Source organism: Luedemannella flava (assembly GCF_039528515.1).
GTDB classification, from domain to species: Bacteria; Actinomycetota; Actinomycetes; order Mycobacteriales; family Micromonosporaceae; genus Luedemannella; species Luedemannella flava.
Map to the genome: position 1 here is coordinate 24,643 of NZ_BAAALT010000097.1, position 23,886 is coordinate 48,528.

The 23,886-nt window shown below is 72.5% G+C and carries 21 protein-coding genes; 2 read left to right on the plus strand and 19 right to left on the minus strand.

The window, feature by feature from the left end:
- Nucleotides 1-30 precede the first annotated feature (30 nt).
- The 7 genes from ABD211_RS16915 to betA all read right to left on the minus strand — a co-directional run bounded on the left by ABD211_RS16915 (nt 31) and on the right by betA (nt 9,052).
- Complete coding sequence (locus tag ABD211_RS16915; RefSeq protein WP_344132219.1) at nt 31-2,055, minus strand: ABC transporter permease; 2,025 nt, start codon at nt 2,053-2,055, stop codon at nt 31-33.
- Complete coding sequence (locus ABD211_RS16920) at nt 2,055-3,116, minus strand: quaternary amine ABC transporter ATP-binding protein (protein ID WP_344132222.1); 1,062 nt, start codon at nt 3,114-3,116, stop codon at nt 2,055-2,057. The genes ABD211_RS16915 and ABD211_RS16920 overlap by 1 nt, the downstream gene beginning before the upstream one ends.
- Nucleotides 3,113-3,706, minus strand: coding sequence for a GTP-binding protein (locus ABD211_RS16925; protein WP_344132224.1), 594 nt, complete (start codon nt 3,704-3,706; stop codon nt 3,113-3,115). The genes ABD211_RS16920 and ABD211_RS16925 overlap by 4 nt, the downstream gene beginning before the upstream one ends.
- Entirely contained in the window at nt 3,690-4,130 is a 441-nt protein-coding gene (locus ABD211_RS16930) for a DUF742 domain-containing protein (RefSeq protein WP_344132227.1), read from the minus strand. Before ABD211_RS16930 ends, ABD211_RS16925 begins: the two co-directional genes overlap by 17 nt.
- Nucleotides 4,127-4,552: a roadblock/LC7 domain-containing protein gene (locus ABD211_RS16935; protein ID WP_344132230.1), complete on the minus strand. Its 426-nt coding sequence runs from the start codon at nt 4,550-4,552 to the stop codon at nt 4,127-4,129. Before ABD211_RS16935 ends, ABD211_RS16930 begins: the two co-directional genes overlap by 4 nt.
- The gene (locus ABD211_RS16940; RefSeq protein WP_344132232.1) at nt 4,542-7,148 is read right to left on the minus strand and encodes a sensor histidine kinase; all 2,607 of its coding nucleotides are present in this window, start codon (nt 7,146-7,148) and stop codon (nt 4,542-4,544) included. Before ABD211_RS16940 ends, ABD211_RS16935 begins: the two co-directional genes overlap by 11 nt.
- 245 nt (nt 7,149-7,393) lie before the next feature.
- Nucleotides 7,394-9,052, minus strand: a complete 1,659-nt coding sequence (gene betA / locus ABD211_RS16945; RefSeq protein ID WP_344132235.1) for a choline dehydrogenase — start codon at nt 9,050-9,052, stop codon at nt 7,394-7,396.
- A gap of 37 nt (nt 9,053-9,089) precedes the next feature.
- Here betA and ABD211_RS16950 point away from each other — a divergent pair, with 37 nt between their 5' ends.
- Complete coding sequence (locus tag ABD211_RS16950) at nt 9,090-9,863, plus strand: IclR family transcriptional regulator (protein ID WP_344132238.1); 774 nt, start codon at nt 9,090-9,092, stop codon at nt 9,861-9,863.
- On the opposite strand, the gene ABD211_RS16955 is transcribed toward ABD211_RS16950, so the two are convergent.
- The 12 genes from ABD211_RS16955 to ABD211_RS17010 form a co-directional block, all read right to left on the minus strand.
- Nucleotides 9,835-10,971, minus strand: coding sequence for an aromatic ring-hydroxylating oxygenase subunit alpha (locus ABD211_RS16955; RefSeq protein ID WP_344132241.1), 1,137 nt, complete (start codon nt 10,969-10,971; stop codon nt 9,835-9,837). The genes ABD211_RS16950 and ABD211_RS16955 overlap by 29 nt on opposite strands.
- A 266-nt stretch (nt 10,972-11,237) precedes the next feature.
- On the minus strand, nt 11,238-11,693 hold the full coding sequence (locus ABD211_RS16960) for a hypothetical protein (RefSeq protein WP_344132243.1): 456 nt from the start codon (nt 11,691-11,693) through the stop codon (nt 11,238-11,240).
- A 27-nt stretch (nt 11,694-11,720) separates the two neighbouring features.
- Complete coding sequence (locus ABD211_RS16965) at nt 11,721-13,787, minus strand: hypothetical protein (RefSeq protein ID WP_344132246.1); 2,067 nt, start codon at nt 13,785-13,787, stop codon at nt 11,721-11,723.
- 73 nt (nt 13,788-13,860) lie between these two features.
- Nucleotides 13,861-15,414, minus strand: coding sequence for a collagen-binding domain-containing protein (locus ABD211_RS16970; protein ID WP_344132249.1), 1,554 nt, complete (start codon nt 15,412-15,414; stop codon nt 13,861-13,863).
- A gap of 70 nt (nt 15,415-15,484) precedes the next feature.
- Nucleotides 15,485-16,276 (minus strand): IclR family transcriptional regulator domain-containing protein, encoded by a 792-nt coding sequence (locus tag ABD211_RS16975; protein WP_344132252.1) that lies wholly within the window; start codon nt 16,274-16,276, stop codon nt 15,485-15,487.
- On the minus strand, nt 16,273-17,430 hold the full coding sequence (pcaDC, locus tag ABD211_RS16980) for a bifunctional 3-oxoadipate enol-lactonase/4-carboxymuconolactone decarboxylase PcaDC (protein WP_344132255.1): 1,158 nt from the start codon (nt 17,428-17,430) through the stop codon (nt 16,273-16,275). Before pcaDC ends, ABD211_RS16975 begins: the two co-directional genes overlap by 4 nt.
- Nucleotides 17,427-18,482 carry a lyase family protein gene (locus ABD211_RS16985; protein ID WP_344132257.1) on the minus strand — a complete coding sequence of 352 codons (1,056 nt, stop codon included), beginning with the start codon at nt 18,480-18,482 and terminating at the stop codon, nt 17,427-17,429. Before ABD211_RS16985 ends, pcaDC begins: the two co-directional genes overlap by 4 nt.
- A complete protein-coding gene (gene pcaG / locus ABD211_RS16990; protein WP_344132261.1) occupies nt 18,475-19,032 on the minus strand; it encodes a protocatechuate 3,4-dioxygenase subunit alpha in 558 nt (185 codons plus the stop codon). Before pcaG ends, ABD211_RS16985 begins: the two co-directional genes overlap by 8 nt.
- Entirely contained in the window at nt 19,025-19,738 is a 714-nt protein-coding gene (gene pcaH / locus ABD211_RS16995) for a protocatechuate 3,4-dioxygenase subunit beta (protein WP_344132264.1), read from the minus strand. The genes pcaG and pcaH overlap by 8 nt, the downstream gene beginning before the upstream one ends.
- Nucleotides 19,735-20,913: a thiolase family protein gene (locus ABD211_RS17000; RefSeq protein WP_344132267.1), complete on the minus strand. Its 1,179-nt coding sequence runs from the start codon at nt 20,911-20,913 to the stop codon at nt 19,735-19,737. The genes pcaH and ABD211_RS17000 overlap by 4 nt, the downstream gene beginning before the upstream one ends.
- A 22-nt stretch (nt 20,914-20,935) precedes the next feature.
- Nucleotides 20,936-21,682 carry a CoA-transferase subunit beta gene (locus ABD211_RS17005; protein WP_344132270.1) on the minus strand — a complete coding sequence of 249 codons (747 nt, stop codon included), beginning with the start codon at nt 21,680-21,682 and terminating at the stop codon, nt 20,936-20,938.
- A complete protein-coding gene (locus tag ABD211_RS17010) occupies nt 21,672-22,472 on the minus strand; it encodes a CoA transferase subunit A (protein WP_344132273.1) in 801 nt (266 codons plus the stop codon). The genes ABD211_RS17005 and ABD211_RS17010 overlap by 11 nt, the downstream gene beginning before the upstream one ends.
- 181 nt (nt 22,473-22,653) lie before the next feature.
- Here ABD211_RS17010 and ABD211_RS17015 point away from each other — a divergent pair, with 181 nt between their 5' ends.
- On the plus strand, nt 22,654-23,820 hold the full coding sequence (locus ABD211_RS17015; RefSeq protein ID WP_344132276.1) for a 4-hydroxybenzoate 3-monooxygenase: 1,167 nt from the start codon (nt 22,654-22,656) through the stop codon (nt 23,818-23,820).
- Nucleotides 23,821-23,886: the final 66 nt, after the last annotated feature.

Below are 23,886 nucleotides of genomic sequence, written 5' to 3' on the forward strand. Positions count from 1 at the left end.
GCGGTGGCCCAGCGTGTACCTACCTTCACCTCAGACATCTCCTTGTGTTGTGGACGAGGGGCTTGGGATGGGACGTCGTTGGTTCGGCGCACGCGCCGCGCGCGCGGCGGTCGCCTGGGCGATGCGGTCCAACATGAGTCCCAGGAGGACGATCGCGATGCCGGCGGCCAGGCCCTTGCCGAAGACCTTGTTCTGCACCAGGCCGGCCACCACCAGGTAGCCGAGCGCGCCGCTGCCGACCAGGCCGCCCACGACGACCATGGACAGCACGTAGTTGAGACCCTGGTTAGCGGCCAGCGCGACCGCGCGCCCGGCCAGCGGCAGCTGCACCTTCGCGATGATCTGCCCGGCCGTCGCGCCGCTCGCCGTGGCCGCTTCGACGATCGTCGGGGGCACCTCGCGGATGCCGGCGGCGATCAGCTTGATGGTGACGGGCGCGGCGAACACGACGGCCGCGATGATCCCGGTGAACCGGCTCGGGTCGAACAGCGCCAGGCAGGGCACGAGGTACACGAACGCCGGCATGACCTGCGCCGCGTCGAGGATCGGGCGCAGCGCCCGGTCGGCCCGGTCGCTGCGGCCCAGCCACACGCCGAAGGCGACGCCCACGGCGAGCACCAGGGCGGTCGCGATGAGCGTGGCGGCGAGCGTCGTCATCGCCGCCTCCCAGAGCCCGGTCGCGATGACCAGGCCCAGACAGACCGCGACGATCGGCAGTTGGCGCGGGCCGGCGAGGATCGCGGTGAGGGCCAGGACGGCCACGCACACGAGCCACCACGGCGACTGGGCGAGCAGCGCCTCAAGGGGATTGATCAGCCCGTACGTCACGGCGTTCTTGATCGCGCCGGTGATGTCGACGAGGTTGACCCGGACCCAGTCGGTGGCCGCGTTCACCCCGTCGGCGAGCGCCGTGCCTATGGAGCCATCGCCGGGGAACAGCGCGGCCCAGTAGAACGTGTACGACAGGTAGACGGCGACCACGGCCCCGACGGCAACGCCGATCACCGCGAGCCGCGGCGGGCGCGTGCGGCGCTCGGCCCGCCGGATCGCGCCCGTGGTGATGCGGTCCAGGACCACGGCCATGATGACGATCGCGAGGCCGGCGGTGAACGCGCCGCCCGTGTCGTGGATGCGCAGCGACTGCAGCACCGTCGAGCCCAGGCCCGGCGCGGCGATCAGCGCCGCGATCGTCACCATCGACAGCGCGCACATGGTGGTCTGGTTGATGCCCACGGCGATCATGCGGCGCGCGGCCGGCAGCCGGACGGTGCGCAGCAGTTGCCAGCCCGTGGCGCCCAGCGACCGGCCGCTCTCCAGGGCCGCGGCGTTCGCGCCGGCGACGCCCAGCGAGGTGATCCGCACGACGGGGGCGATCGCGTAGATGACCGTGGCGATCACGCCGGTGGCCGGGCCGATGAGGAACAGCAGCGCCAGCGGGGCCAGGTAGGCGAACGTCGGCAGCGTCTGCGTCAGGTCGAGGACGGGGTTCACCACGCGGGCGACGCGGGGCGACAGGCCCAGCAGGACACCCAGCGGCACGCCGATGACCACACAGATGAGTACGGCCGTGAGCGTCAGCGCGAGCGTGTCCATGCTCTCGGTCCAGAGCCCGAGCAGCCCGAAGCTCGTGAACCCGGCCGCCGCGAGGACGGCCACCCGCAGGCCGGCCAGCCGGAACGCCACGGCCGCCAGGAGCGCCACCACGCCGAGCCAGCCGATCACCGGCACGGGCCGCCCGTACGCGGGCTGGCTCAGCAGCTCCTGCAGGAACGTGGCCAGGGAGTCGACGGTGACCCGGACGCCCTCGACGAACCCCGTGAAGAAGGCGTTGTCGGCCCGGTGGGCGTCGACCCAGTCGCGCAGCTCGTTGAGCCGGTCGTGTGCCGGGGTCAGGTCGGAGGTGGGCAGGCTCAGCGTGTCCCGCCCGCGCAACGGCCACCAGGCGACCACCCACGCCGCGAGGACGCCGAGCGCCAGGGCTCCCCTGCCCGGCCGCCGGGCGCGCCAGCGTGCGGCGGGCACGGGCGTGGACCCGGTCGCGGAGACCGTCGCCATCAGGCGGCCCCGGCGGCGACGCCGACCCGGGCCTCGGGCTCCTCGGCCACGATGACCCGCAGGATCGCGTCCTGGTCGACGACGCCGAGCAGTTGGCCGCCCTCGACCACGCGCACGGGCGCGGTCGACGAGAGCACGATGCGTACGGCGTCGCGCACCACCACGTCCGGTCCCAGCTCGGGGCCGTCGAGGGCGTCGTCGGGACGACGGTCGCGCAGCACCCAGCGCAGCGTAAGCACGTGCGAGCGCGGCACGTCGGCGACGAAGTCGCGCACGTAGTCGTCGGCGGGCGCGCCGACCACCTCGTCGGGCCGGCCGACCTGCACCATCTCCCCGTCGCGCATGATGAGGATCCGGTCGCCCAGGCGCAGCGCCTCGTGCAGGTCGTGCGTGATGAAGACCATCATCTTGCCGACCTCGCGGTGCAGCCGGATGACCTCGTTCTGCATGTCCCGGCGGATCAGCGGGTCGAGCGCCGAGAACGGCTCGTCGAACAGCAGGATCTCCGGGTCGACCGCCAGCGCCCGGCCCAGGCCCACCCGCTGCTGCATGCCGCCGGAGAGCTGGTCGGGGTACGCGTCGGCGTACCCGGACAGGCCGACCAGGTCGAGTACCTCGCTGGCGCGCCGGTAGCGCTCGGCGCGGCGCACGCCCCGGATCTCCAGGCCGTACGCCACGTTGTCGAGGACGCGGCGGTGCGGCAGCAGGCCGAAGTGCTGGAACACCATGCCGACCCGGTTGCGGCGCAGGGCGCGCAGCCCGCGGGCGTCCAGCGCGCCGACGTCCTCGCCGTCGAGCAGCACCTGCCCGGCCGTCGGCTCGATGAGCCGGTTCATGCAGCGCACCAGTGTCGACTTGCCGGAACCGGACAGTCCCATCACGACGAACAGCTCGCCAGGGCGTACGCGTAAGGAAATGTTTCTGACGGCGGCCACGCAACCGGTCTGCGCGAGCAGATCGGCCCGGGACAGGTCGGCGAGCGGGGTGCCGACGACCCGTTCGGCGCGCGGCCCGAACACCTTCCACAGGTGCCGCACGTCGAGCGTGGCGTCGCCGGTCACCGCGTGCCCACCGTGGCCTGGCTCAGGCGGTGCGCGAGCACCTGTTCGATGAGCGCCACGAGAACGCCCTTGACCGAACCGCGCTGGCGCGCGTCGCACTCGAGGATCGGCACGTCGAGGCTCACGCCGAGGGCCTCGCGGATCTCCTCCAGCGCGAACCGGGGCGCGTAGTCGAACGCGTTCACGGCGAGCAGGAAGGGCATGTTCCGGTCCTCGAAGAAGTCGATGGACGGGAAGCTGTCCTCGATGCGGCGGGTGTCGACCAGGATCACCGCGCCCAGCGCGCCGTCGACCAGGTCCTCCCAGAGGAAGGAGAAGCGGTCCTGACCGGGCGTGCCGAAGAGGTACAGCAGCAGCGAGGAGTCGAGGCTGATCCGGCCGAAGTCGAGGGCCACGGTGGTGGTGGTCTTGCCGTCGACGCCGGTGGTGTCGTCCACGCCGATGGAGATCTCGGTCATGTCGGCCTCTGTCACCAGCGGCTCGATCTCGGAGATGGCCCCGACGAAGGTCGTCTTGCCGACGCCGAAGCCCCCGCTGATCACGATTTTCACCGCCATCGGCGGTGACGGTTGGCTAGAGCGCCCGAACACGGTCCCTGATCCTCTCGATGATGTCGATGGGAATCTCGACGGTCTGGTGACACGTCACGTAGCCGTCGGTGGCGAGGTCCGCGATGAGCACCTTCGCGACCCCCACCGGTACGCCGAGCCCGGAGGCGATCTCCGCCACCGAGCGCGGCGACTGGCACAGCTCGACGATCTGTTGGGCCTCGAACCGCAGCGGCGCGTGCGCGGCCCACGGCTGCGCGCTGACAAGCGTCTCGATGCGTAGACCGTCCTGGAGCGGCAGCGTCCGGCCGCCGGTCACGAAGAACGGCCGGATGAGCGGGTCCTCGGCGTGGCGGCCGGGTGCCGGCGGTGGGCCGTCATCGTCGACGGCCCGCCGGGGCGGCGGCGCCTGCCACTGCGGGATCATCCGGGGATCCGGCAGTCTGGGACCCTCCAGATTGCTCATTGCGGTAGGTAACGCCGGGACTCTGCGATGAGGCCGGGGGTCAGCAGGGCGCCGAAGCGGTCGGCCAGGGTGGTGATCTCGTAGCCGATGAGGCCGAGGTCGCCCGTGGAGTCCGCGATGACGCCGAGGCAGCTGCCGCCGCTGATCGCCGAGACGAGCAGGAAGCCCCGCTTCATCTCGATCATGATCAGCTTGAGCGCCTCGAACTCGTACCGGCGCGAGGCGCTGCGCGACAGGCTGACCAGGCTCGACACGATCGCGGCGAGCTGGTCGCCGCTGGCCCTGTCGAGGCCGTCCGAGGTGGCCACCAGCAGGCCGTCCGAGGACACCGCGACGGCGTCGCGGACGCCGTCGGTGTTCCGGACGAAGTTCGCCAGCAGCCAGTTGAGGTTGTTGACGTCGGCCTGGAGATCAACGGGCACGGGAGCCCCCTTCCGCGTCGGAGCCGGGCCACGCACCGAGCCCCATCGATGTGTCGTTCTCGCCACGCAGGATGCCGGCACGCAGGGAGGTCAGGCGCGACCGGACCTCCGCCGGCGAGGAATCCATTTCGGCGGCGCGGGGCGCCGCGGGTTGTTGGGGCACGGCCGGCCCGGGCTGCGCCGCGCGGCTACGCGGCTGTCGCTTGAGCAGGCCGTTGGCGGTACGGTCGCCGCCGGTGGCGGGGGTGCCCACCACGGGGATGTGGGTGGTCGGCTGGGCGAACGAGTCGCCGGGCGCCGTCACGTACTCCACGACGGAGACGGGCGTCGCCAGGATCGCCCGGGGCGTGTCCGGGACCGGCGCGTCCATCCAGGACGTGTCGGTCTGGCCCCACGACGAGTCGGTGAGCGGGTCGCCCCAGGACGAGTCGGCCGTCCACTGCGACGCCGCGGCCGGAGCCGCGGGCTCGGGCTGGCGCGCGTACGACGTCTGCGGCTCGGGCGCGGGCGGTGCCTGGCGGGCCTGGTGTGCGCCGTCACCGGCGCTGCCCGACGTGACGCTGGGCCGGGAGGCCAGCACGGTGCCGGGCAACGTGACCCGCGCGGTGATGCCCGTGACCGGCGACTGCGCGAGCTGCACGTCGATGTCCATCTGGCGGGCCAGGTGGCCGACCACGTAGTGGCCGAGGTAGCGGGTCGGCGCGGTGAGGAAGTTCTCGCCGCCGCGCAGGCGCTCGTTGGCCCGGATGAGCTCCGCCTCCTCCATGCCGATGCCCTGGTCGGTCACGGCGATGAGGTACTTGCCGGGCAGCTGGCGGCCCTGGATCTCGACGTCCACGTCGGGCGGCGAGAAGGACAGGCCGTTCTCCACCAGCTCGGCGACCATGTGGGCGATGCTCGCCACGTACTGCCCGCCGATCCAGGCGTCGTCGATGCGGCGCAGCTGGACCCGCCGGTACTCCTCCACTTCGGAGATCGCGGCGCGGAGCACGTCGGCCACGGGCAGCGGCGTCGCCCAGCTGCGCGGGGCGCCCTCGCCGACGAGCACGAGGACGCTCTCCGCGTTACGCCGCATGCGCGTCGCCAGGTGGTCGAGCTCGAAGAGGTTGGCCAGGCCCGCCGGGTCGGTCTCCTCCCGCTCGAGCTGGGTGATGAAGCCGAGCTGGCGGCGCAGCAGGTTCTGGTTGCGCCGGCCCAGGTTGGCCAGCGACTCGGTGGTGCTGCGGCGCAGCAGCGCCTGCTCGGTCGCCAGCGCGTACGCGGTGTGCTGCACGCGGTCGAGTGCCGCCGCCACCGAGTGGATCTCCTGACTTGCCCGGGCCGGCACGCGTACGGGCTCGGGCGGCGGGAGATCCTCGACCTCGGTGGCGCCCTGCGCCCGGGTCACGGCGTCGGGCAGCCGGCGGCTCGCCACGGCGTCGGCCTCGGTGGCCAGCGCCGCCAGCGGTCGGGTGATCGACCGGGCGGCCGTGACCACCAGGATGATCGCGCCGATCACGCAGATCGCGACGAGCGCGAGCAGCAGGCCCAGTCGCCAGGTGGCGTCGATCTGCAGGTTGTGCGCGCGGATCGAGATGCCCTCGCCGACCTCCTCCTCGACCTCGCGCATGTCGTCGAGCACGGTGGTGAGCGCCGACCACCACGACTGCGGGTCGACGACGAACCGGCGGCCGGCGCCGGCGGCGACGGCCACCTCGCGGAAGGCGGCCGCCTCACGGGCCGCGCCGGTGTCGAGCGACTTGTCCAGCAGCCATTTCTGGTACGGGTTGGCGTAGCGGTGGAAGCGGTCGAGGGCGGCCTGGTAGTCGCCCTGGATCGCGGAGAACTGCACGTACTCCTTGCCCTTGAAGCCGCCCGCGGCGAACACGCCGTTGAGGAACGCCCGCTCCTGAGCGGTCGTCTCCTTGATCTGGCCGAGCTCCTCCATCGCGACGGCGGCGCGGCGCAGCCGCTGGTCGCTGACGCGGTCGAGGCCGAAGTCGATGCCGTTGAGCGCCGCGATGTGGCGCGTGTAGTACGTGAAGGCGGCCGCGCGGGTGATCTTCTTGCTGTCGATCCGTTCGCGGACGGACGCCAGGTCGCTCAGTGCGGTCACGGCCTTGCGCACCTGGTCGGCGCCCTGGGCGGTGCCGCTCGCGTTGGCCCGCAGGTCGACGACCTCGGCGTCCACCTTTGTGCGCGCGTCAGCCATGACGTTGGTGAACCAGGCGTTGCCGCCGAGCAGGCCGCTGACGATGCCGCGCTCGACCTGGAGCTCCTGGACCAGGTCCTGAACCTGCAGCGTGAGCTCCACGGCCGCCGTGGCGCGGGTCGACGTCTGGTACGCGTCGAAGTCGTTGACCACCACGACCGAGAGCAGCCCGACGACGGCGACGAACGGCAGCGCCAGGATGCGGCCGAGCCGGCCGCCGATGGTGCGGCCGGGCGCGACGGGCTCCTCGTTGGGCTGCCAGCCGGGTGGCGGGGGCGGGGGCGGCGGCATGTTGGTGGGTGGCGACCACTGACCCCCCGGCGGACCGGCGGCGGGCTCGGTCACCTCGCCCGGTTGCCAACCGGCGCGGTCGCGGGCGGCGCGGGTGCGGCGGTGTCCAACCACTTCGTTAGCCGCTGTGCGCGTGGGCGAGGGCCGGTTGTTGGTGGGCGTTGTGGCCGGTCTCATCAGGTGGCACCGCTTCCCATCTGCGCCTGGATGCTGTGGATCTCCAGACCGCCGGACGTCATGAATCGGACTCAGGATTGGCGACCATCATTTCCACCAAATTAAATGATTGTAACTTAAGCCACAATCCCGGCGGGTTGGATGATCGACGCATGGCAAGGTCCACAGGGGACCGTACCGGATCAATGAGGTAGGGCGTTGCGACGGTAGAACTCGACTGTGGACGGCGCAAGGGGTTGACGGCCCAGGATCAGATCGGCCGCCTTCTCAGCGACCATCATCGTGGGCGCGTAGATGTTCCCATTGGTGATGTACGGGAACACCGACGCGTCCACCACGCGGACGCCGGACAGCCCATTAACCACCATGGTTGCGGGGTCCACAACGGACATGTTGTCCGTCCCCATCCGGCAGGTGCACGAGGGGTGCAGGGCCGTCTCCGCGTCGCGGGCGACCCACGCGAGAATCTCCGCGTCCGTCCCGACATCCGGGCCCGGCGACAACTCGCCACCATTGAACGGCGCCAATGCGGGTTGGTTCAGTATGTTTCTGGCCACCCGCACCGCCTCCACCCACTCGCGACGGTCCGTCTCGGTGGACAGGTAGTTGAACCGCAGCGCGGGTTTCGCGCGCGGATCGGAGGAAAGCACTTTCACGCTGCCCCGGGCGTCGGAATACATCGGCCCGACATGCACCTGGTACCCGTGTCCGCCCGCCGGCGACGACCCGTCGTAGCGCACCGCGATCGGCAAAAAATGAAACATCAGGTTCGGGTACGCGACGTCGTCATTGCTCCGCACGAACCCGCCCGACTCGAAGTGGTTGGTCGCGCCCGGACCGGTCCGGCCGAACAGCCACGCCGCCCCGATCCACGGTCGGTGCCGCCACTTCAGGTACGGCTGCATCGACACCGGCTGCGTCGACGCGTACTGGATGTAGACCTCCAGGTGGTCCTGCAGGTGCTCGCCCACGCCCGGTACGTCGGCGACGACCTCGATGCCGAGCGCGCCCAGCTCGGCGGCGTTGCCGACGCCGGACAGCTGCAGCAGCTGCGGCGAGTTGAACGCCCCGCCGCACAGGATCACCTCGCCCGCGTGGACGGTCTCGAGCCGGCCGCCGTGTTCGTAGACCACGCCGACCGCCCGCGTGCCCTCGAAGAGGACCCGGTGCGCGAGCGCGCGCGTGCGTACCGTCAGGTTCCTCCGGCGCATCGCGGGCCGTAGGTAGGCCCGGGTGGCCGACCACCGGCGGCCGTTGCGGATCGTGCGGTCGAAGGCCGCGAAGCCCTCCTGGCGGTATCCGTTGACGTCGTCGGTGAGGTTGTAGCCGGCCTGCTGGGCCGCGCCGAAGAACGCGCCGATCAGCGGGTTGTCCGCCGGGCCGCGCTCGAGGGTCAGCGGGCCGCCGTGGCCGCGGAACTCGTCGTCCGCCGCGGCCGCCGTGGCGTCCTCCAACTTCTTGAAGTACGGCAGGCAGTGCGCGTAGTCCCAGGTCTCCATGCCCGGGTCGGCGCCCCAGCGCTCGTAGTCCAGCGGGTTGCCCCGCTGGAAGATCATGCCGTTGATGCTGCTGGAGCCGCCGAGCAGCTTGCCGCGCGCGTGGTAGATCCGGCGGCCGTTCAGGTTCTGCTCAGGTTCGGACTCGTAGCCCCAGTCGTAGAACCGGTTGCCGATCGGGAAGGTCAGCGCGGCCGGCATGTGCACGTACACGTCCCACGGGTAGTCCGGCCGGCCGGCCTCCAGGACGAGCACCGAGATGGCCGGGTCGGCGCTGAGCCGGTCGGCCAGCACGCTGCCCGCCGAGCCGCCGCCCACAATCACCACGTCATATGTCGGCGCCATGCCACCCCGTTCCCACGATTGTGCTTAAGGTTTCGCCATGAGCAACAGCCAGGACTCCGGCGGCGTCCAGTCGGTCGACCGCGCCATCACCGTGCTGGAGCTGCTGGCCCGGCGCGGGCCGAGCCGGGTGACCGAGGTCGCCGACGAGCTCGGCGTGCACAAGTCCACGGCGTTCCGCCTGCTCGGTGCCCTGGAGGCGCGCGGCCTCGTGGAGCAGGACGGCGACCGCGGGCGCTACCAGTTGGGCTTCGGGATCGTGCGGCTGGCCGGCGCGGTCACCGCGCGGATGGACCTCAGCCGCTGCGCCCGGCCTGTGTGCGAGCGTCTCGCCGCGACGCTCGGCGAGACCATCAACGTCGCGGTCGCCCGCGACGAGCACGCGGTCAACATCGACCAGGTGCAGGGCACCGCGGCGGTCGCCGCGCAGAACTGGGTCGGCCGGGCCACCCCGCTGCACGCCACGTCCAGCGGCAAGATCCTGCTGGCGTACCTGCCGAAGACGCGGCGCGCCGACCTGCTGCGCACCGCCGGGCTGGCCCGCTTCACGCCGGCGACCCTGGTCACGCGGACCGCGTTGGAGCGGGACCTCGTCGGCGCCGTGTCGCGCGGCTACGCGCAGACCATCGAGGAGTACGAGGTCGGGCTCAACGCCATCGCCGCCCCGGTGCGCGACGGTCGCGGCGACGTCGTGGCGGCCGTGAGCGCGTCCGGGCCGGCGTACCGGTTCACGCCGGACCGGATGACCGAATGCGCGCCGGTGCTCGTGGCCGGCGCCGACGAGATCAGTCATGGGCTGGGCTGGTTGGGCTGAGCCGCGCGCTCAGCCAGGCGTGGAAGTCGGCGAGGTGGTGCTCGCTGGGCACGAGGACGCCGCCACCGGCGTAGGCGCGCGAGGACATCGCCGGCTGGCAGAGCTCGCACGCGTCGAAGTCCTGCCGGTTGACCCGGTCGAACAGCTCCACGCTCGCGGTCAGGTCGCGGCCCTGCGCGACGATGTGCGGCTGGAAGAGCCAGTCGCACTCCACGATCGTGCGGTCGGCGGCCAGCGGCGTCATCCGCATGAGGATGGCGTGGTCCGGCACCAGGTTGATGAACAGGTTGGGTCGGACCGTCACCGCGTAGTAGCGCCGGTCCTGTTCGGGCGCGAGCGTCGGGATCGTCCCGTGGCCCGGTGACCCGTCGACCGTGAAGCCCTCGATCCGCGGGCCGAACTCGGCGCCGTGGCCGACGAAATACTGCGCCGCGTAGCCCTTCGCGAACTCCGGCAGGACGCTGACCAGCTCGGGATGGATCGTCGAGCAGTGGTAGCACTCCATGAAGTTCTCGATGATGAGCTTCCAGTTGGCCCTGACGTCGTAGCGGATGTGCGCGCCGACGGCGAGGTCCTGCAGCGCGTAGCGGTCGATGGAGGCGACGTCGCCCAGCCGTGTCACGACCGCGCCCACCACGTCGTCGGAGAAGGACGGTGGCTCGTCGGCGACACACACCCACACGTAGCCGAGCCACTCGCGCGTGTGTGCGGGCCTCAGCCCGAACGCGACCCGGTCGATGTCGGGCATGTGCACCAGGTTCGGCGCCGCGACCAGCCGACCATCAAGATCATAAGACCAGGCATGGTACTGGCACCGCAGCGTCCGCTTCACCGAACCCGCTTCCTCGGTGCAGACGCGGGCTCCCCGGTGGCGGCACACGTTGAAGAACGCGTTGACGGCACCGTCGTGCCCGCGCACGACGATGACGCTCTCCCGCCCGACGGTGACGGTCCGGAAGTCCCCGGCGTCGGCCACGTCCGAAGCCCGCACCGCGCAGAACCACATCCGTTCGAAGATGAGCTCCTGCTCGTGGGCGAACACGGCCGGATCCGTGTACGCGGTTCCGGGCAGCGTGGCCAGCAGGCTCGGCGGCAGCGTGGTCGTCATGGGGCTCCCGGGGTGGAGTTCCGCGACTGAAGACGTTTCACAATTCGAAGCGGGTTTCGCCGATCGCAACAGCATTCCGGCCCGCCGGGACTCTGTCAACGTTTTCATACCACGACGGTGGTCGATATGTTGCGTACCGTTGCCTTACCGAAACCACGTACGCGCGAGTAACGTGCGATGGCACTGGAGGCAGCGGGCGTGATCCTCTTGGGGAATCCTGGGACGAAACCCACGGACATCCATTGATCCCGTCCCAGGATTCTTTGTCAGAGGGAGTCGATGGCGTTCTTGGCGTCGCGGAGGTTGGCGCCGGTCAGGTCGCGGTAGAGCTTGATGGCCTGGATCTTCTGGCCGCGGGACGTGAGGTCGCGGAGCTGGCGCCAGGCGGCGTCGTCGAGGACGCTGGGGGTGACGGGCGGCAGCGGGTCGTGGGAGAGCGGGTTGCCGGTCTCGAAGCGTTCGACGGCGCGCTTGGCGTCCGCGAGGTTCGCGCTGGTCGCCTCGCGGTACACCTTGATGGCCTCGATCTTGCGGCCGTGCCGCAGGAGGTCGGCGATCCGTTCCTCCATGGTGGCCGGTGGGGCGGCCGGGGCGGCGCGCCGGGCCAGCTGGGAGCCGACCAGGTCGGTGCCCTGGGCGCGGCGCCGCACGCCGGAGACGACCAGGCCGGCGACGATGACGCCGGCGACGACGGCCAGCGCGATGATGAGGGGGTCCGGCATGACGTCACGCTAACAGCGGCGCGCCCCTCAGCCGTGGGCCGCGATCACCTCGCCGCGCGCCTGGGCGGGCACGGTGCGCGCCGGCAGGGTCGCCTCCACCGCGTCGAGTGCCGCGACGAACCGGGTGTACGAGTCCGGCTCGGCTGGGCCGAGCAGGTACTCCCGGGTGATCCGGCGGGTCCCGGCCAGCGGGTCGGCGCCCGGGGCGGCGCCCCGCACGGCCGCCACGACCTCGGCGAGGCCGGCCGCGTCGGGAGCGATCAGGTACGCGCCGGCGGCCGTCGCGTTCGCCGCCCGGAACGTGTCGTCGTCGATGCCCGAGACGTTCGCCATGACGTACGGCTTGTCGCTGACCGTGAAGTCCGACGCCACCGCGGAGATGTCGCAGACCAGCAGGTCCGCCTCGTTGTAGCAGGAGACCAGGTCGGGCGCGCGGTCGGTGACCACGCGGTGCGACCAACGGCCGACCGCCGCCCAGTCGGCCTCCCGCAGCTGCCGCTCGCACGCGACCAGCTCCGCGAAGGCGGCCGGGTCGCGGCGCCCGTGGTCGCGGGCGAGCTGCGCCTCGTCGCGGTCACCTGAGGGCTCGGCCAGCTCCGCGATGCGGGCCGTCAGCGAGCGGACCTGCTCGGCGGCGGCCGCGCGGGTGGCGGTATCCGCCACATAGGAAGGGTCGGCCGCGAAGGCCGGGTCGGCGGCGCGGCGGGCGTTCGCCTCCGCCACCAGGGCGGCGATCTTTCTGCTGGCGGTGGCGGCGCCGGGGTCGCGGCTGCCGGTGAGCGGGTGCGGCTTGTAGATGACGCGGACCGGCGGATCGAGGCTCAGCAGGGCGGTGACGATGGCGGCGCCGGCGGCGCGCACGGACGAGACATCGAACGTCGACGCGACGCCCTCCCACGTCGGGGCGTACAGGACGGTGAACGGGCGGGTGCCCGGCGCGACCGCCGGGGCGATGCCGGCCGTCTGCGGGCGGCCCACCTCCACGATGTCGCGGTCGGCCACCGCCCCGCCCCCGGCCACCCGGTACCGGTCGCGGGCCGCCGGACCGGCGACCCAGACCTCGTCGTAGACGCGGGCGAACCGGTTGTAGTTCGCCTCCTTGTCGCTCTCGCAGTGGTTGATGAAGACGTGGCGGGCGCTGCGTACGCGCAGCATGTGGATGTTCTTGGCGGCGTGGGCGACGTAGAACACCACCCGGGCCTGCGGCAGCGCCAGATCCTGCACGTCGGCCGAGGTCGGCACGCACAGGATCGGCAGCGACGTGGGCGCGATACGGGGCAGGTGCACGCGCTCGCGGACCAGGATCAGCGTGCGCCGCGGCAGCTTGTGCAGCGTGGGCAGCCACTGGTCGATCTGGTATGTCGACGTGCCGTCGCCGGCGAGCGAGAAGTAGACGACCACCTCGGGGCGGAACGCCGCGACCTGGCGCGCGATCTCGGCCTTCACCCGGTCCGCGTCGCCGAGGTGCCGGTTGCGGCCGACGTGCGCGGCCGCCATCCCGGCCACCCCGGCCACCCCGGCCACGGTCAGCGTCGCGAGGATGATCGCGCTCATGCCCGTACCCGCGAGGTGGTCGAGGAGGACCCCGGCGGCGAGGGGGAGGCCCGCGTAGATCAACCAGCCGCGGTGGGCGTGCCCCAGCCACGCCGGCGGCGCGTCCGGGATGCGCAGGGCATCCAGGTTCAGGTTGCGCGTCAGCAGCGGGAACGTGCGCAGCAGCACCACGTTGCGCAGCCGGTTCGCGAGCAGGCCGCGCAGCAGGTGCAACGCCAGCAGCGCCACGGCGAGCGCGACGGCCACCGCGGTGGGCGCCACCCGCACGGCGAACGCGAGGATCGCCCCGTCGCGCAGCAGCAGCCGGTGCGGCGCGTCGAGCTGCGCGCGCTTGAGCGCGGTGACCAGGCCCGGCGCGCGGCGCGGGGTCTGCCGTTCGGCGAGGCAGACGACGGTCAGGCTGATCGCGAAGGCGGCGGCCGAGGGGATGGCCGCGCCCACGAACAGTCCCGGGTACGCCGCGACGAACAGCACCGACCAGCCGAGCGCGACCCTCCGGTTGCCCTTGAGGCCCGTCCTGAGTCTCTGCTTGATTCCCACGTGCACCCCAGCCCGTCGTCGGCGGAGCACGACGGTAACAACGCGGGTTCACCACACACAATCCTCCGGCGGATCACGCCCCGTCGTCGCGCCTGCGACGGGCCGCGAGGAGGAACGCGGCGCCGGCCAGGATCAGCCCCGCGCCGGCCCAGGCCCGGGCGGTGGCTGCGGCGGACCCTGTCACGGGGAGCGTGCCGCCCGGTGGACCCGATAGACCGGTGGTCGACGCGACGACGGGTAGGCCGCCACCGCCGGCGGCCCCGCCTCCGCCGCCACCGCCCGTGGCGGTGGGCGTCGGTTCACCCGCCGTCGGGCTTGCCGTTACCGGAGGGCCGGTCGGCGCCGTCGTTGTCTCCGTGGGTGCGGCGGTTGTTTCGGTGGGTGCGGCGGTTGTTTCGGTGGGGGCCGCGGTTGTTTCGGTGGGGGCCGCGGTGGTCTCCGTGGGTGCGGCGGTGGTTTCGGTGGGTGCGGCGGTGGTTGCGGTGGGGGTGCCGGTGGTCTCCGTGGTGGTCGGCGTGGGGGTGGCGGTCAGGCAGCTGACCTGGGCAAGGAACGGGAAGTTGTGGATTTCGCCGCTGCGTACGGTCCCGACCGACGGCGGGCCGCCGTGGATGAGCGACTTGACGACCATGCTGCCCTCGTTGTTGCCCGGGCTGTCGTCGATGAAGTCCGCGTTCGGGGCGTAGATGGTGCCCTCGACGGACGCGGCCGCGGACGACGGCTGGACGATCCGGGTCGCGGTGGGGAAGTTCCACAGGATGTAGTGCGCGTCGAAGCTGCCGCTCAACGTGGGCATGCGCCAGGTGAAGTCGTCGCCGACGTCGCTCGTGTCGACGTTGATGATCAGGGGCGAGGTGGCCGTCGGCGCCGTCGGGAAGTTCGCGACCGTGAGGTGGTTGGCCTCGGTGGCCGTCAGGTTGAGCACGTTGGTGACCCCGGCGGTCAGCGGGACCGTGACCTGCGTGTCGGCGGTGATGGGGCGGGTGATCGCGGTGCCGCCGGTGTCGGTGAGCGTGACGTTCTGTGCGCAGGTGGCCATCGCGGTGGCCTGCTGGCCCATCGTCGCGAAGGCGGTGCTGAAGTCCAGCACGCTCTTCTGGACGGTGGCCGGGTCCTGACGGGTGTTGAGCTGGATGTTCGGGTACGCGTTGTAGTCGTTGCCCGGCAGGATGCGGGTGCTCACCTGCGCGTTGTTGTTGTCGGTCCAGCGCGCGAAGCTGTTGGACATGTCGCCGATGTGGACGTTGCTCGCGAGGCTGACGTACAGGCGGACGCCCGCGGTGCTCGCGGCCCAGTCGACCTGCCCGCCCACGACGAGCGAGGTCGGCAGGGTCTCGCCCGGGACGATGAAGTTGCCCGCGGTGACGAACGCGAGCTGGTAGTTGCCGCCGACGGTGAGGTCGCCGCCGACCGCGAGGGTCCCTTCGTTCTCGTTCGTGATGAGGTTGGCGTCCTCGGCGACGTAGACGAGGAATCCGTCCGTGGGGTCCACGGGGTTGAAGGGTCCGACCGTCGCCCCCGACGCGCCCGTGGGCAGCATCACCAGCACCGTGGCCAGGCCCAGGGCCGCCATGGCGGCGGTGACGGACATGGTCGCGCGGCGCGTTCGCCGGGAGATTGCAGGCATGGGTAAACCGCCCATTTAGTGACAATTCCTACGACCAGGTATATCACTGAAAACGGACGCAAAGGCACAATTAGCGCGAGGAGCGCCAGGTTGCTCCCGTGGCGCGCAGGTCCTCCTCGATCGCCGCCGCGGTCTCCCGCAGCGGCTCCAGGAACTGCTCGCGCATCTGTTCGGCCGAGCCCCGGCTCGCGTGCGTCGACAGGTTCACGGCCGCGATCACCCGACCGTCGCCGTCGCGGATCGGGGCGGCCAGCGAGATGAGCCCTTCCTCCAACTCCTGGTCGACGAGGGCGTACCCGCTGCGGCGGATCGACAGCAACTCGGCCCGCAACCGCTTGGCGTCCGCGATCGTGTTCGGGGTGATCGCGGACAGCTTGGCCGTCGCCAGGTAGCCGTCCAGCCAGTCGTCGGACTGGCCGGCCAGCAGCACGCGACCCATCGAGGTGGCGAACGCCGGGAACCGGGTGCCCACCGCGATCGCGATGCGCATGATGCGCCGGGTGGGCACGCGGGCGATGTACACGACCTCGTCGCCGTCGAGGACGCACACCGACGACGACTCGTGCACCCGCTCGACCAGCCGCTCCAGGTGCGGCATCGCGACCTCGGGCAGCGACAGGCTCGACAGGTACGCGTACCCGAGCTCGAGGATCTTGGGCCGCAGCGAGAACAGGCGCCCGTCGAAGTGGACGTATCCCAGCTCGACCAGGGTGTGCAGGAACCGCCGCGCCGATGCCCGGTTCAGTCCGGTCGCCCGGGCGACCTCGGCCAGGGTCAGCTCGGGGTGCTCCGCGTCGAACGCGCGGATCACCGCCAGCCCACGGTCCAGGGACTGGACGAACTCGGTCGTCGGTTCGCTCACGTCGGCTCTGTCTCCTCACCGGTCGCCGCGAGCGTACGCCGGGCCACCGCGAACGCCGCGTTGGCGGCGGGGACACCAGCGTAGATGGCGACCTGGAGCAGCACCTCGGAGATCTCCTCCGGCGTCACCCCGTTACGCAGCGCGGCCCGCACGTGCACAGCGAACTCCCCGCTGCGCAGCGTGGCGAGCATGGCCAGCGTGATGAGGCTGCGTTCGCGCCGGCCCAACCCGTCGCGCGTCCAGACCTCACCCCACGCGTACCGGGTGATCAGGTCCTGGAAGTCGGCGGTGAACGCGTCCGTGTCCGCCACGGCGCGGTCGACGTGCGCGTCCCCGAGCACGGCGCGCCGCACGGCCATGCCCGCGGCGTGCCGGGTCGCGGTCGGCACTGCGGCCGCGTCACCCACGACCTCGCCGGCCAGGTGCCGCGCGAACAGGTCCGTGACCGCGTCGGGTCGCTGCAGCGCCGCGAGGTGCGCGGCGCCGGGCACGACCGCGAACCGCGCGCCGGGCACGGTCGCCGCGATCTCGGCGCCCAGCGCCGGCGGGATGGCCAGGTCGTCGGCCGCCGCGATGACCAGCGTCGGCGCCGCGATGCGGGGCAGGTCGGCCCGCAGGTCCATGGCGGCGATCGCCTCGCAGCACGCCGCGTAGCCGTCCGCCGGCGTGCCCAGCAGCATGGCGCGCGGCGCCGGGCCGGGGTCGAACCCGGGCGTGAACCACCGGGCCAGCACCGCGTCGGCGATGCTCGCGAGGCCGCCGGCCCGCACCGCCGCCGCGCGGTCGAGCCACCCCTTCGCCGGCGGCAGGAACGCCGCCGTGCACACCAGCGCCAGCCGGTCCACCCGCTCGGGCGCGTGCGCGGCCAGCCACATCCCGACCATCCCGCCCAGCGACAGGCCGGCGTAGTGCGCCCGCGCAACCCCCAGGTGGTCCAGCAACGCGAGCACGTCCCGGCCGAGATCCGCAACGTCCCAGACCCCAGGGGGTACGGGCGAGCGCCCGTGCCCCCGGTGGTCGAACCGCACCACGCGGTAGCGCTCCGACAGCGCCCGGGCGGGCGCCGCCCACAGCGAGACGTCGCTGCCCAGCGACCCGCCGAGCAGCAGCACGGGCGCGTCCGCCGGCCCGTCGACCACGTGATGGAGCGTCATGTCCGGGCCGCGGCGAGGTTGGCGGCCATCCGGTCCGGGTGCACCTGGAGGTTGTCGAGCATGGCCCGGGCGTGGTGGGCGGCGCCGGCGGTGACCCGCAGCAGCTCGGTGAGCGTGGGCCACTCGGCCTGCCAGCGGCCCGCGGCGCGCTGCAGCTCCTGCGGCATCCCCGCGAAGAGGGTCGCGACCAGGGCCGGCGCGCGGTGGGCGGCGGCGATGGTGAGCACGGCGCGGGCCGGGTTGCGCTTGTGCGGCATGGCCGACGACCGGCCGCCGTCGGCGGAGGCCTCGCTCACCTCGCCGATCTCGGCCTGCGCGAGCAGGACCACGTCGAGCGCCACCTTGCCGAGCGTGCCGGCGACCACACCGAGCGCGGCCCCCAGCTCGGCGACCCGCGCCCGGTCGGTCTGCCACGGCTCGGTGTAGTGGATGCCGAGCAGCTTGGCCATCTGGATGCCGATCTGCCGGCCCCTGACGCCGAAGGCGGCGGTGTTGCCCACCGCCCCGCCCAGCTGGACGACCGGCCGTGGGCGGGACAGGCCCGCCCGGGCATAGCCGATGGCGTCCAGCCACCCGCCGGCCGTCCCGGCGAACGTGATCGGCTCGGCCGGTTGGAGTAGCGTCCGGCCCAGCTGCGCGCTGTCGCGGTGCTGCCTGACGAGGTCGCCGAGGCGGTCGACGCAGCCGCGCAGGTCCTTCTCGATGATCGGCCGGGTCCGGTGGGTCACCAGCATCATCGCGGTGTCGACGATGTCCTGGCTGGTGGCGCCGACGTGGACGTGCTCGGCGTGCTCCGGCACGGCCGCCCGGATCGCCTCGACGAGTGGGATCACCGGGGTGGCGGAGGCGACCGCCGCGCGGGCGAGGTCGGCGGGGTCGACCAGGTCCGTCGCGCAGGCCGTGGCGATCGCGTCGGCCGCAGCCTCGGGGATCATGACGCGGGCCGCGCACGCGCGCGCCAGGGCGGCCTCGACGTCCAGCATGGCCCGCACCCACGCCGCGTCGCCTGTCGCCGCGACCGCCGCGGGCGCGCCGAACGTCTCGTCAAACATCGAAGAACACCGTCTCCCCGGCGCCCTGCAGGCAAACGTCGAACCGGTAGCCGCCGTCGACCGGCCGCGCGATCAGGGTGTCGCGCCGGTCGGCGTCCACCGTGGCCAGCACGGGGTCGGCGGCGTTGTCCTCGTCGGCGAAGTAGATCCGGGTGACGACCCGGTCGAGCAGCCCGCGCGCGAAGACCGACACGTTGACGTGCGGCGCCTCGGTGGCGCCCTCGGGCGTGGGCAGCGCGCCGGGCTTGAGGGTGCGGATCGCGTAGCCGCCGTCGGCGGTGGTCGCGCAGCGGCCCCACCCACGGAACCCGGGACAGGCCGATGGGCCGCGCGGGTCGTCCGGGTGGGCGAAGCGGCCGTCCGGGTCGGCCTGCCAGGTCTCCACGAGCGCGTCCGTGACCGGGGCGCCGGAGCCGTCGTGGACCCGCCCGCTGATGACGATCGCGCCGGGGGTGCCCTCGGCGACCACGTCCGGCCCGTCGTCCCACAGCAGCCCGAGGTGCAGGTAGGGCCCCGCCGTCTGGGACGGGGTGGGCGCCAGGTCAGTCATCGTGCGGTGCCTCCATGGGCGTGGCCGCCGGGCCGCGCAGGACGATGTCGAACTCGAACGCCAGTTGGTACATCGGCGTGGTGCCGGCGAGGCTGAACCGGGAGACGAGCCGCTCGCGCGCCGCCGGGTCGGGGATCGCGCCCAGCACCGGGTCGTACGGGATCAGCGGGTCGTCCGGAAAGTACATCTGGGTGACGAGGCGCTGGGTGAAGGCGCGCCCGAACAACGAGAAGTGGATGTGCGCGGGCCGCCACGCGTTGTGGTGGTTGCGCCACGGGTACGCCCCGGGCTTGACGGTCGTGAACCCGTACCGCCCGTCGGCGTCCGTGAGCACCCGGCCGACGCCGGTGAAGTGCGGGTCGAGCGGGGCGTCCCAGTTGTCCGCCGCGTGGCGGTAGCGGCCGGCGGCGTTGGCCTGCCACACCTCGACGAGGCTGTCGCGCACCGGCCGGCCGTCCGAGTCGAGCACCCGGCCGAACACCCGGATGCGCTGCCCCTGCGCCTCGCCGCCGAGCGCGTGCGTCAGGTCGTCGTCGCCGGGCCGGATCCGGTCGGCGCCGAGCATCGGGCCGGTCACCTCGGTGAGGTTCTGCGGCAGCAGCACGAGGTCGCGCTTCGGGTGCCGCAGGGCGGTCGACCCGTACCCCGGGCTGTCCAGCGGCGGGTGCACCCCCACCGGCCGCTCGTACGAGGGGAGGACGATCACGCGAGTCCTTCCAGCACGACGGCGAGGCCCTGGCCCACGCCGATGCAGATGGCGGCCAGGCCGTAGCCGCCGCCGCGGCGGTGCAGCCGCCAGGCCAGCGAGCCGAGCAGGCGCGCGCCCGAGCAGCCGAGCGGGTGGCCCAGCGCGATGGCGCCGCCGTCGGGGTTGACGATCTCGGGGTCCAGGTCGGGCCACTCGGACAGGCAGGCCAGCGACTGCGCCGCGAACGCCTCGTTGAGCTCCACCGACGCGAGGTCGGACCAGCCGATGCCGGCCCGGGCCAGCGCGGTGCGCGCCGCCCCGACCGGGCCGATGCCGAACAGGTGCGGGTCGACGCCGACGACCGCGCGCGACACGATCCGGGCGAGCGGGCGCGCCCCGACGCGCTCGGCGGCGTCCGGGGAGCCGAGCAGCAGCGCAGCCGCCCCGTCGTTGAGCGGCGACGAATTGCCCGCCGTCACCGTCCCGTCCGGGCGGAACACGGGCTTGAGCTTGGCCAGCGCCGCCAGTGACGTGTCCGCGCGGATCGACTCGTCCGTTGCCAGTTCCGGCAGGGTCACGAGCTCCCGGACGTACTCACCGTGGGTGTGGGCAGCAGCCGCGCGGACGTGGCTGCGCAGCGCGAAGCTGTCCTGGGCCTCGCGGGTGATCCGGTATCTGTCCGCGAGGATCTCGGCGCCCTCGCCGAGGGCGACGGTCCACTCGGCGGGCATGCGCGGGTTGACCATGCGCCAGCCCAGCGTGGTGGAGTGCAGCGTCTCGTGGCCGCGCGGGAAGCCGCGCTCCGGCTTGCACAGCACCCACGGGGCGCGGCTCATCGACTCGACGCCGCCTGCGATGACCAGCGACGCGTCGTCGACCGCGATGGCCCGCGCCGCCCCGATCACCGCCTCCAGCCCGGAGCCGCACAGCCGGTTGACGGTCGCCCCGGGCACGCTGGTCGGCAGGCCCGCCAGCAGCACGGCCATGCGCGCCACGTCGCGGTTGTCCTCGCCCGCCCCGTTCGCGTCGCCCAGCAGCACGTCGTCGATCGTCGCAGGATCCATTCCCGGGGTACGGGAGACGAGCGCGCGCAGCGTGACGGCGGCCAGGTCGTCGGGGCGGACGTCGGCGAGCGCGCCGCCGTAGCGACCGATCGGCGTGCGCACGGCGTCGAGAATGAACACCTCGGTCATGTCGCCACCTCGCTCCGCTCGGTCATGTCTGTTGCAGCTTTCGCAGCACGGCGAGCTCCTCCGGGGTCGGTGGCGGGGTGGTCCGGACGTCGTGGGCCACTCTGAGGTCCCAGCCGGTGGCCGACCGTGCCGCGTCGGGGTCCACGCCGGGGTGCCGGTGGGTCAGCGTCAGCTCGCAGGTGGCCGGGTCGGCCTCCAGGATGCCGAGGTCGGTGATGACCGTGCGGGGGCCGGCGCCGCGCAGGCCGAGGCGTTCGCGGTCGCCCGGGCCGGACCCGAAGCCGACGCTCGTGACGAAGTCGACGCGCTCGACGAACGCGCGTCGGTTCTGCCGGACGATGACGACCACCTCGCGGCAGGACGCGGCGATCTCCGGCGCCCCGCCGGCGCCGGGCAGGCGGACCTTCGGGTGCTGGTAGTCGCCGCCGATCATCGTCGTGTTGATGTTGGCGTACCGGTCGATCTGGGCGGCGCCGAGGAACCCGACGTCGACGCGGCCCGGCTGCAGCCAGTAGTTGAACACCTCGGGCACGCTGACCACGGAGTCGGCCGTGTCGGCCAGGATGCCGTCGCCGATGGACAGCGGCAGCGTGCCGGGCTTGGCGCCCAGCGTGCCGGACTCGTAGATGAGGACGAGGTGCGGCGCGTGGGTGCGCCGGGCCAGGTTGGCCGCGGTGCTGGGCAGGCCGATGCCGACGAAGCAGACCGCCCGGTCGCGCAGCGCGCGCGACGCGGCGACGCACATCATCTCGTCCGGGCTATAGGACATGGCTCTCCATCCACGCGGCGAACCGGTCGCGGTCGCGGCTGATGTCGTCCCAGGCGACGTAGAAGTCGTTGTCGCGGGTCGAGTATCCGTGCGTGTAGGAGGGGTGCGACCCGTTTCTTGCGACCGCCACGTAGGTGAGCGCCCAGCCGGGCAGCACGACCGCGTCGGGCACCGGGGTCAGCTCGTCGACGATCTCCTCGACGGTGACGAGGCTGCGCTTCGCGGCGAGCACGGCCTCCTTCTGCACGCCGGTGATGCCCCACAGCTGCACGTTGCCGGCCCGGTCGGCGCGTTGCGCATGCACGATGCCGACGTCGGGGGTCAGGGCCGGGACGGCGGTGAGGACCTCGCCGGTGAACGGGCACTCGATCGGCCTGATGGTGGCGGTCTGGCCGGCCAGGTCGGTGCCGACGTACCCGCGCAGCACCGCGAACGGCAGCCCGCTGGCGCCCGCCACGTACCGGTTGGCCATGCCGGCGTGGCTGTGCTCCTCCAGTTCGAGGGGGCGGGGCCAGCCGTTCTCGACCGCGTCGCGCAGCCGGTGCAGCGAGCCGACGCCGGGGTTGCCGCCCCACGAGAAGACCAGCCGGCGGGCGCAGCCCATGCCGATCAGCTGGTCGTAGATGACATCGGGCGTCATCCTGACGAGCGTGAGGTCCCGCCGCCGCTGGCGGATGATCTCGTGCCCGGCGGCGAACGGGATGAGGTGGGTGAAGCCCTCCAGCGCCACCGTGTCGCCGTCGCGGACCAGCCCGCCGACGGCGTCCGCCAGCGACACGATCTCCGCCATGCCGACCTCTTTCTCATTGTTCGGAAACCGAACGCAGGTGCTCTTGGCGAACGCTACGGGGGCGGAGAACCTCGGGTCAACTTGTTGACCTGTGAATCTGTCTCACGTCTGCTCGGTTGCCGAACCACTGTTCGCGGCACGAACCTGGCGGCGCGGCTGCTTTTCCATTTTGATGGTCGCCATGGAACGCACGCAGGTCGGCATCATCGGGGCGGGGCCGGCGGGGCTGCTGCTGTCACACCTGCTGGCCCTCGCGGGTGTCGAGTCGGTCGTCGTCGAGCTGCGCAGCCGCGAGCACTGCGAGCAGCGGCAGCGGGCCGGCCTGCTCGAACACGGCACCGTGGCGACGCTGCGGGCGGCCGGGCTCGCGGGCCGGCTCGACGCCCAGAGCGTCGAGCACGGCGGCATCTATCTGCAGTACGCGGGGGAGCGGCACCATCTCGACTTCCGCGACCTCGTCGACCGGACGGTCACGATCTACGCCCAGACGGAGATCGTGAAGGACCTCATCGCGGCCCGGCTGGCGGCCGGCCAGCGGCTCGACTTCTCGGTCTCCGCCACGGCGGTCTCCGATCTGGACGGACCTCGTCCGGTGCTGCGCTACGTCGACGCGTCCGGCGCCGCGCGGGCGATCGCGTGCGACGTGATCGCGGGGTGCGACGGGTTCCACGGGATCAGCCGGGCGGCGGTGCCGGACGTCGTGGCGTACGAGCGGGTCTATCCCTTCTCGTGGCTGGGCATCATCGCGGACGTCGCGCCGTCCACGGACGAGCTGATCTACGCGCACCATCCGGACGGGTTCGCGCTGCACAGCATCCGGACGCCGCACGTCAGCCGCCTCTACCTGCAGGTGCCGGCCGACGACGCGATCGAGGCCTGGTCGGATGAGCGGATCTGGGAGAACCTGCAGAGGCGCTTCGCCCTGCCCGGCTGGACGCTCCGGGAGGGCCCCGTCCGGGAGAAGGCGATCACGCCGATGCGCTCCTTCGTGAGCTCGCCGATGCGGCACGGGCGCCTGTTCCTCGCCGGCGACGCCGCCCACATCGTCCCCCCGACGGGCGCCAAGGGCCTCAACCTCGCGGTCTCCGACGTCGCCCTGCTGGCCCCGGCCCTGATCGCCTGGCTCCGCGACGGCGACCCGTCGCTCGCCGACGCGTACCCGGCGGCCGCCCTGCGACGCGTCTGGCGCGCGACCCACTTCTCCTGGTGGATGACCCGGATGCTCCACCCGCTCCCCGGCGACCCCTTCACCACGCAGTTGCAACTGGCCCAGCTCCGCTACGTCACGACCTCCCGCCCCGCCGCGACCACCCTCGCCGAGAACTACACGGGCGTCGCCCCTGCCTGAGCGGCAGAAGTCGACTTCTGGCGGTTATCCCGGGCTGGGAGACCGCCAGAAGTCGACTTCTGCAGG

Coding starts and splice junctions, on each gene's coding strand:
- ABD211_RS16915 (WP_344132219.1), bottom strand. CDS start 2,055: ATGGCGACGGTCTCCGCGACCGGGTCCACGCCCGTGCCCGCCGCACGC.
- betA (WP_344132235.1), bottom strand. CDS start 9,052: ATGGCGCCGACATATGACGTGGTGATTGTGGGCGGCGGCTCGGCGGGC.
- pcaDC (WP_344132255.1), bottom strand. CDS start 17,430: ATGACGCTCCATCACGTGGTCGACGGGCCGGCGGACGCGCCCGTGCTG.
- ABD211_RS16985 (WP_344132257.1), bottom strand. CDS start 18,482: ATGTTTGACGAGACGTTCGGCGCGCCCGCGGCGGTCGCGGCGACAGGC.
- pcaG (WP_344132261.1), bottom strand. CDS start 19,032: ATGACTGACCTGGCGCCCACCCCGTCCCAGACGGCGGGGCCCTACCTG.
- ABD211_RS16950 (WP_344132238.1), top strand. CDS start 9,090: ATGAGCAACAGCCAGGACTCCGGCGGCGTCCAGTCGGTCGACCGCGCC.
- ABD211_RS17005 (WP_344132270.1), bottom strand. CDS start 21,682: ATGTCCTATAGCCCGGACGAGATGATGTGCGTCGCCGCGTCGCGCGCG.
- ABD211_RS16955 (WP_344132241.1), bottom strand. CDS start 10,971: ATGACGACCACGCTGCCGCCGAGCCTGCTGGCCACGCTGCCCGGAACC.
- ABD211_RS16970 (WP_344132249.1), bottom strand. CDS start 15,414: ATGCCTGCAATCTCCCGGCGAACGCGCCGCGCGACCATGTCCGTCACC.
- ABD211_RS17000 (WP_344132267.1), bottom strand. CDS start 20,913: ATGACCGAGGTGTTCATTCTCGACGCCGTGCGCACGCCGATCGGTCGC.
- ABD211_RS16960 (WP_344132243.1), bottom strand. CDS start 11,693: ATGCCGGACCCCCTCATCATCGCGCTGGCCGTCGTCGCCGGCGTCATC.
- ABD211_RS17015 (WP_344132276.1), top strand. CDS start 22,654: ATGGAACGCACGCAGGTCGGCATCATCGGGGCGGGGCCGGCGGGGCTG.
- ABD211_RS16930 (WP_344132227.1), bottom strand. CDS start 4,130: ATGAGCAATCTGGAGGGTCCCAGACTGCCGGATCCCCGGATGATCCCG.
- ABD211_RS17010 (WP_344132273.1), bottom strand. CDS start 22,472: ATGGCGGAGATCGTGTCGCTGGCGGACGCCGTCGGCGGGCTGGTCCGC.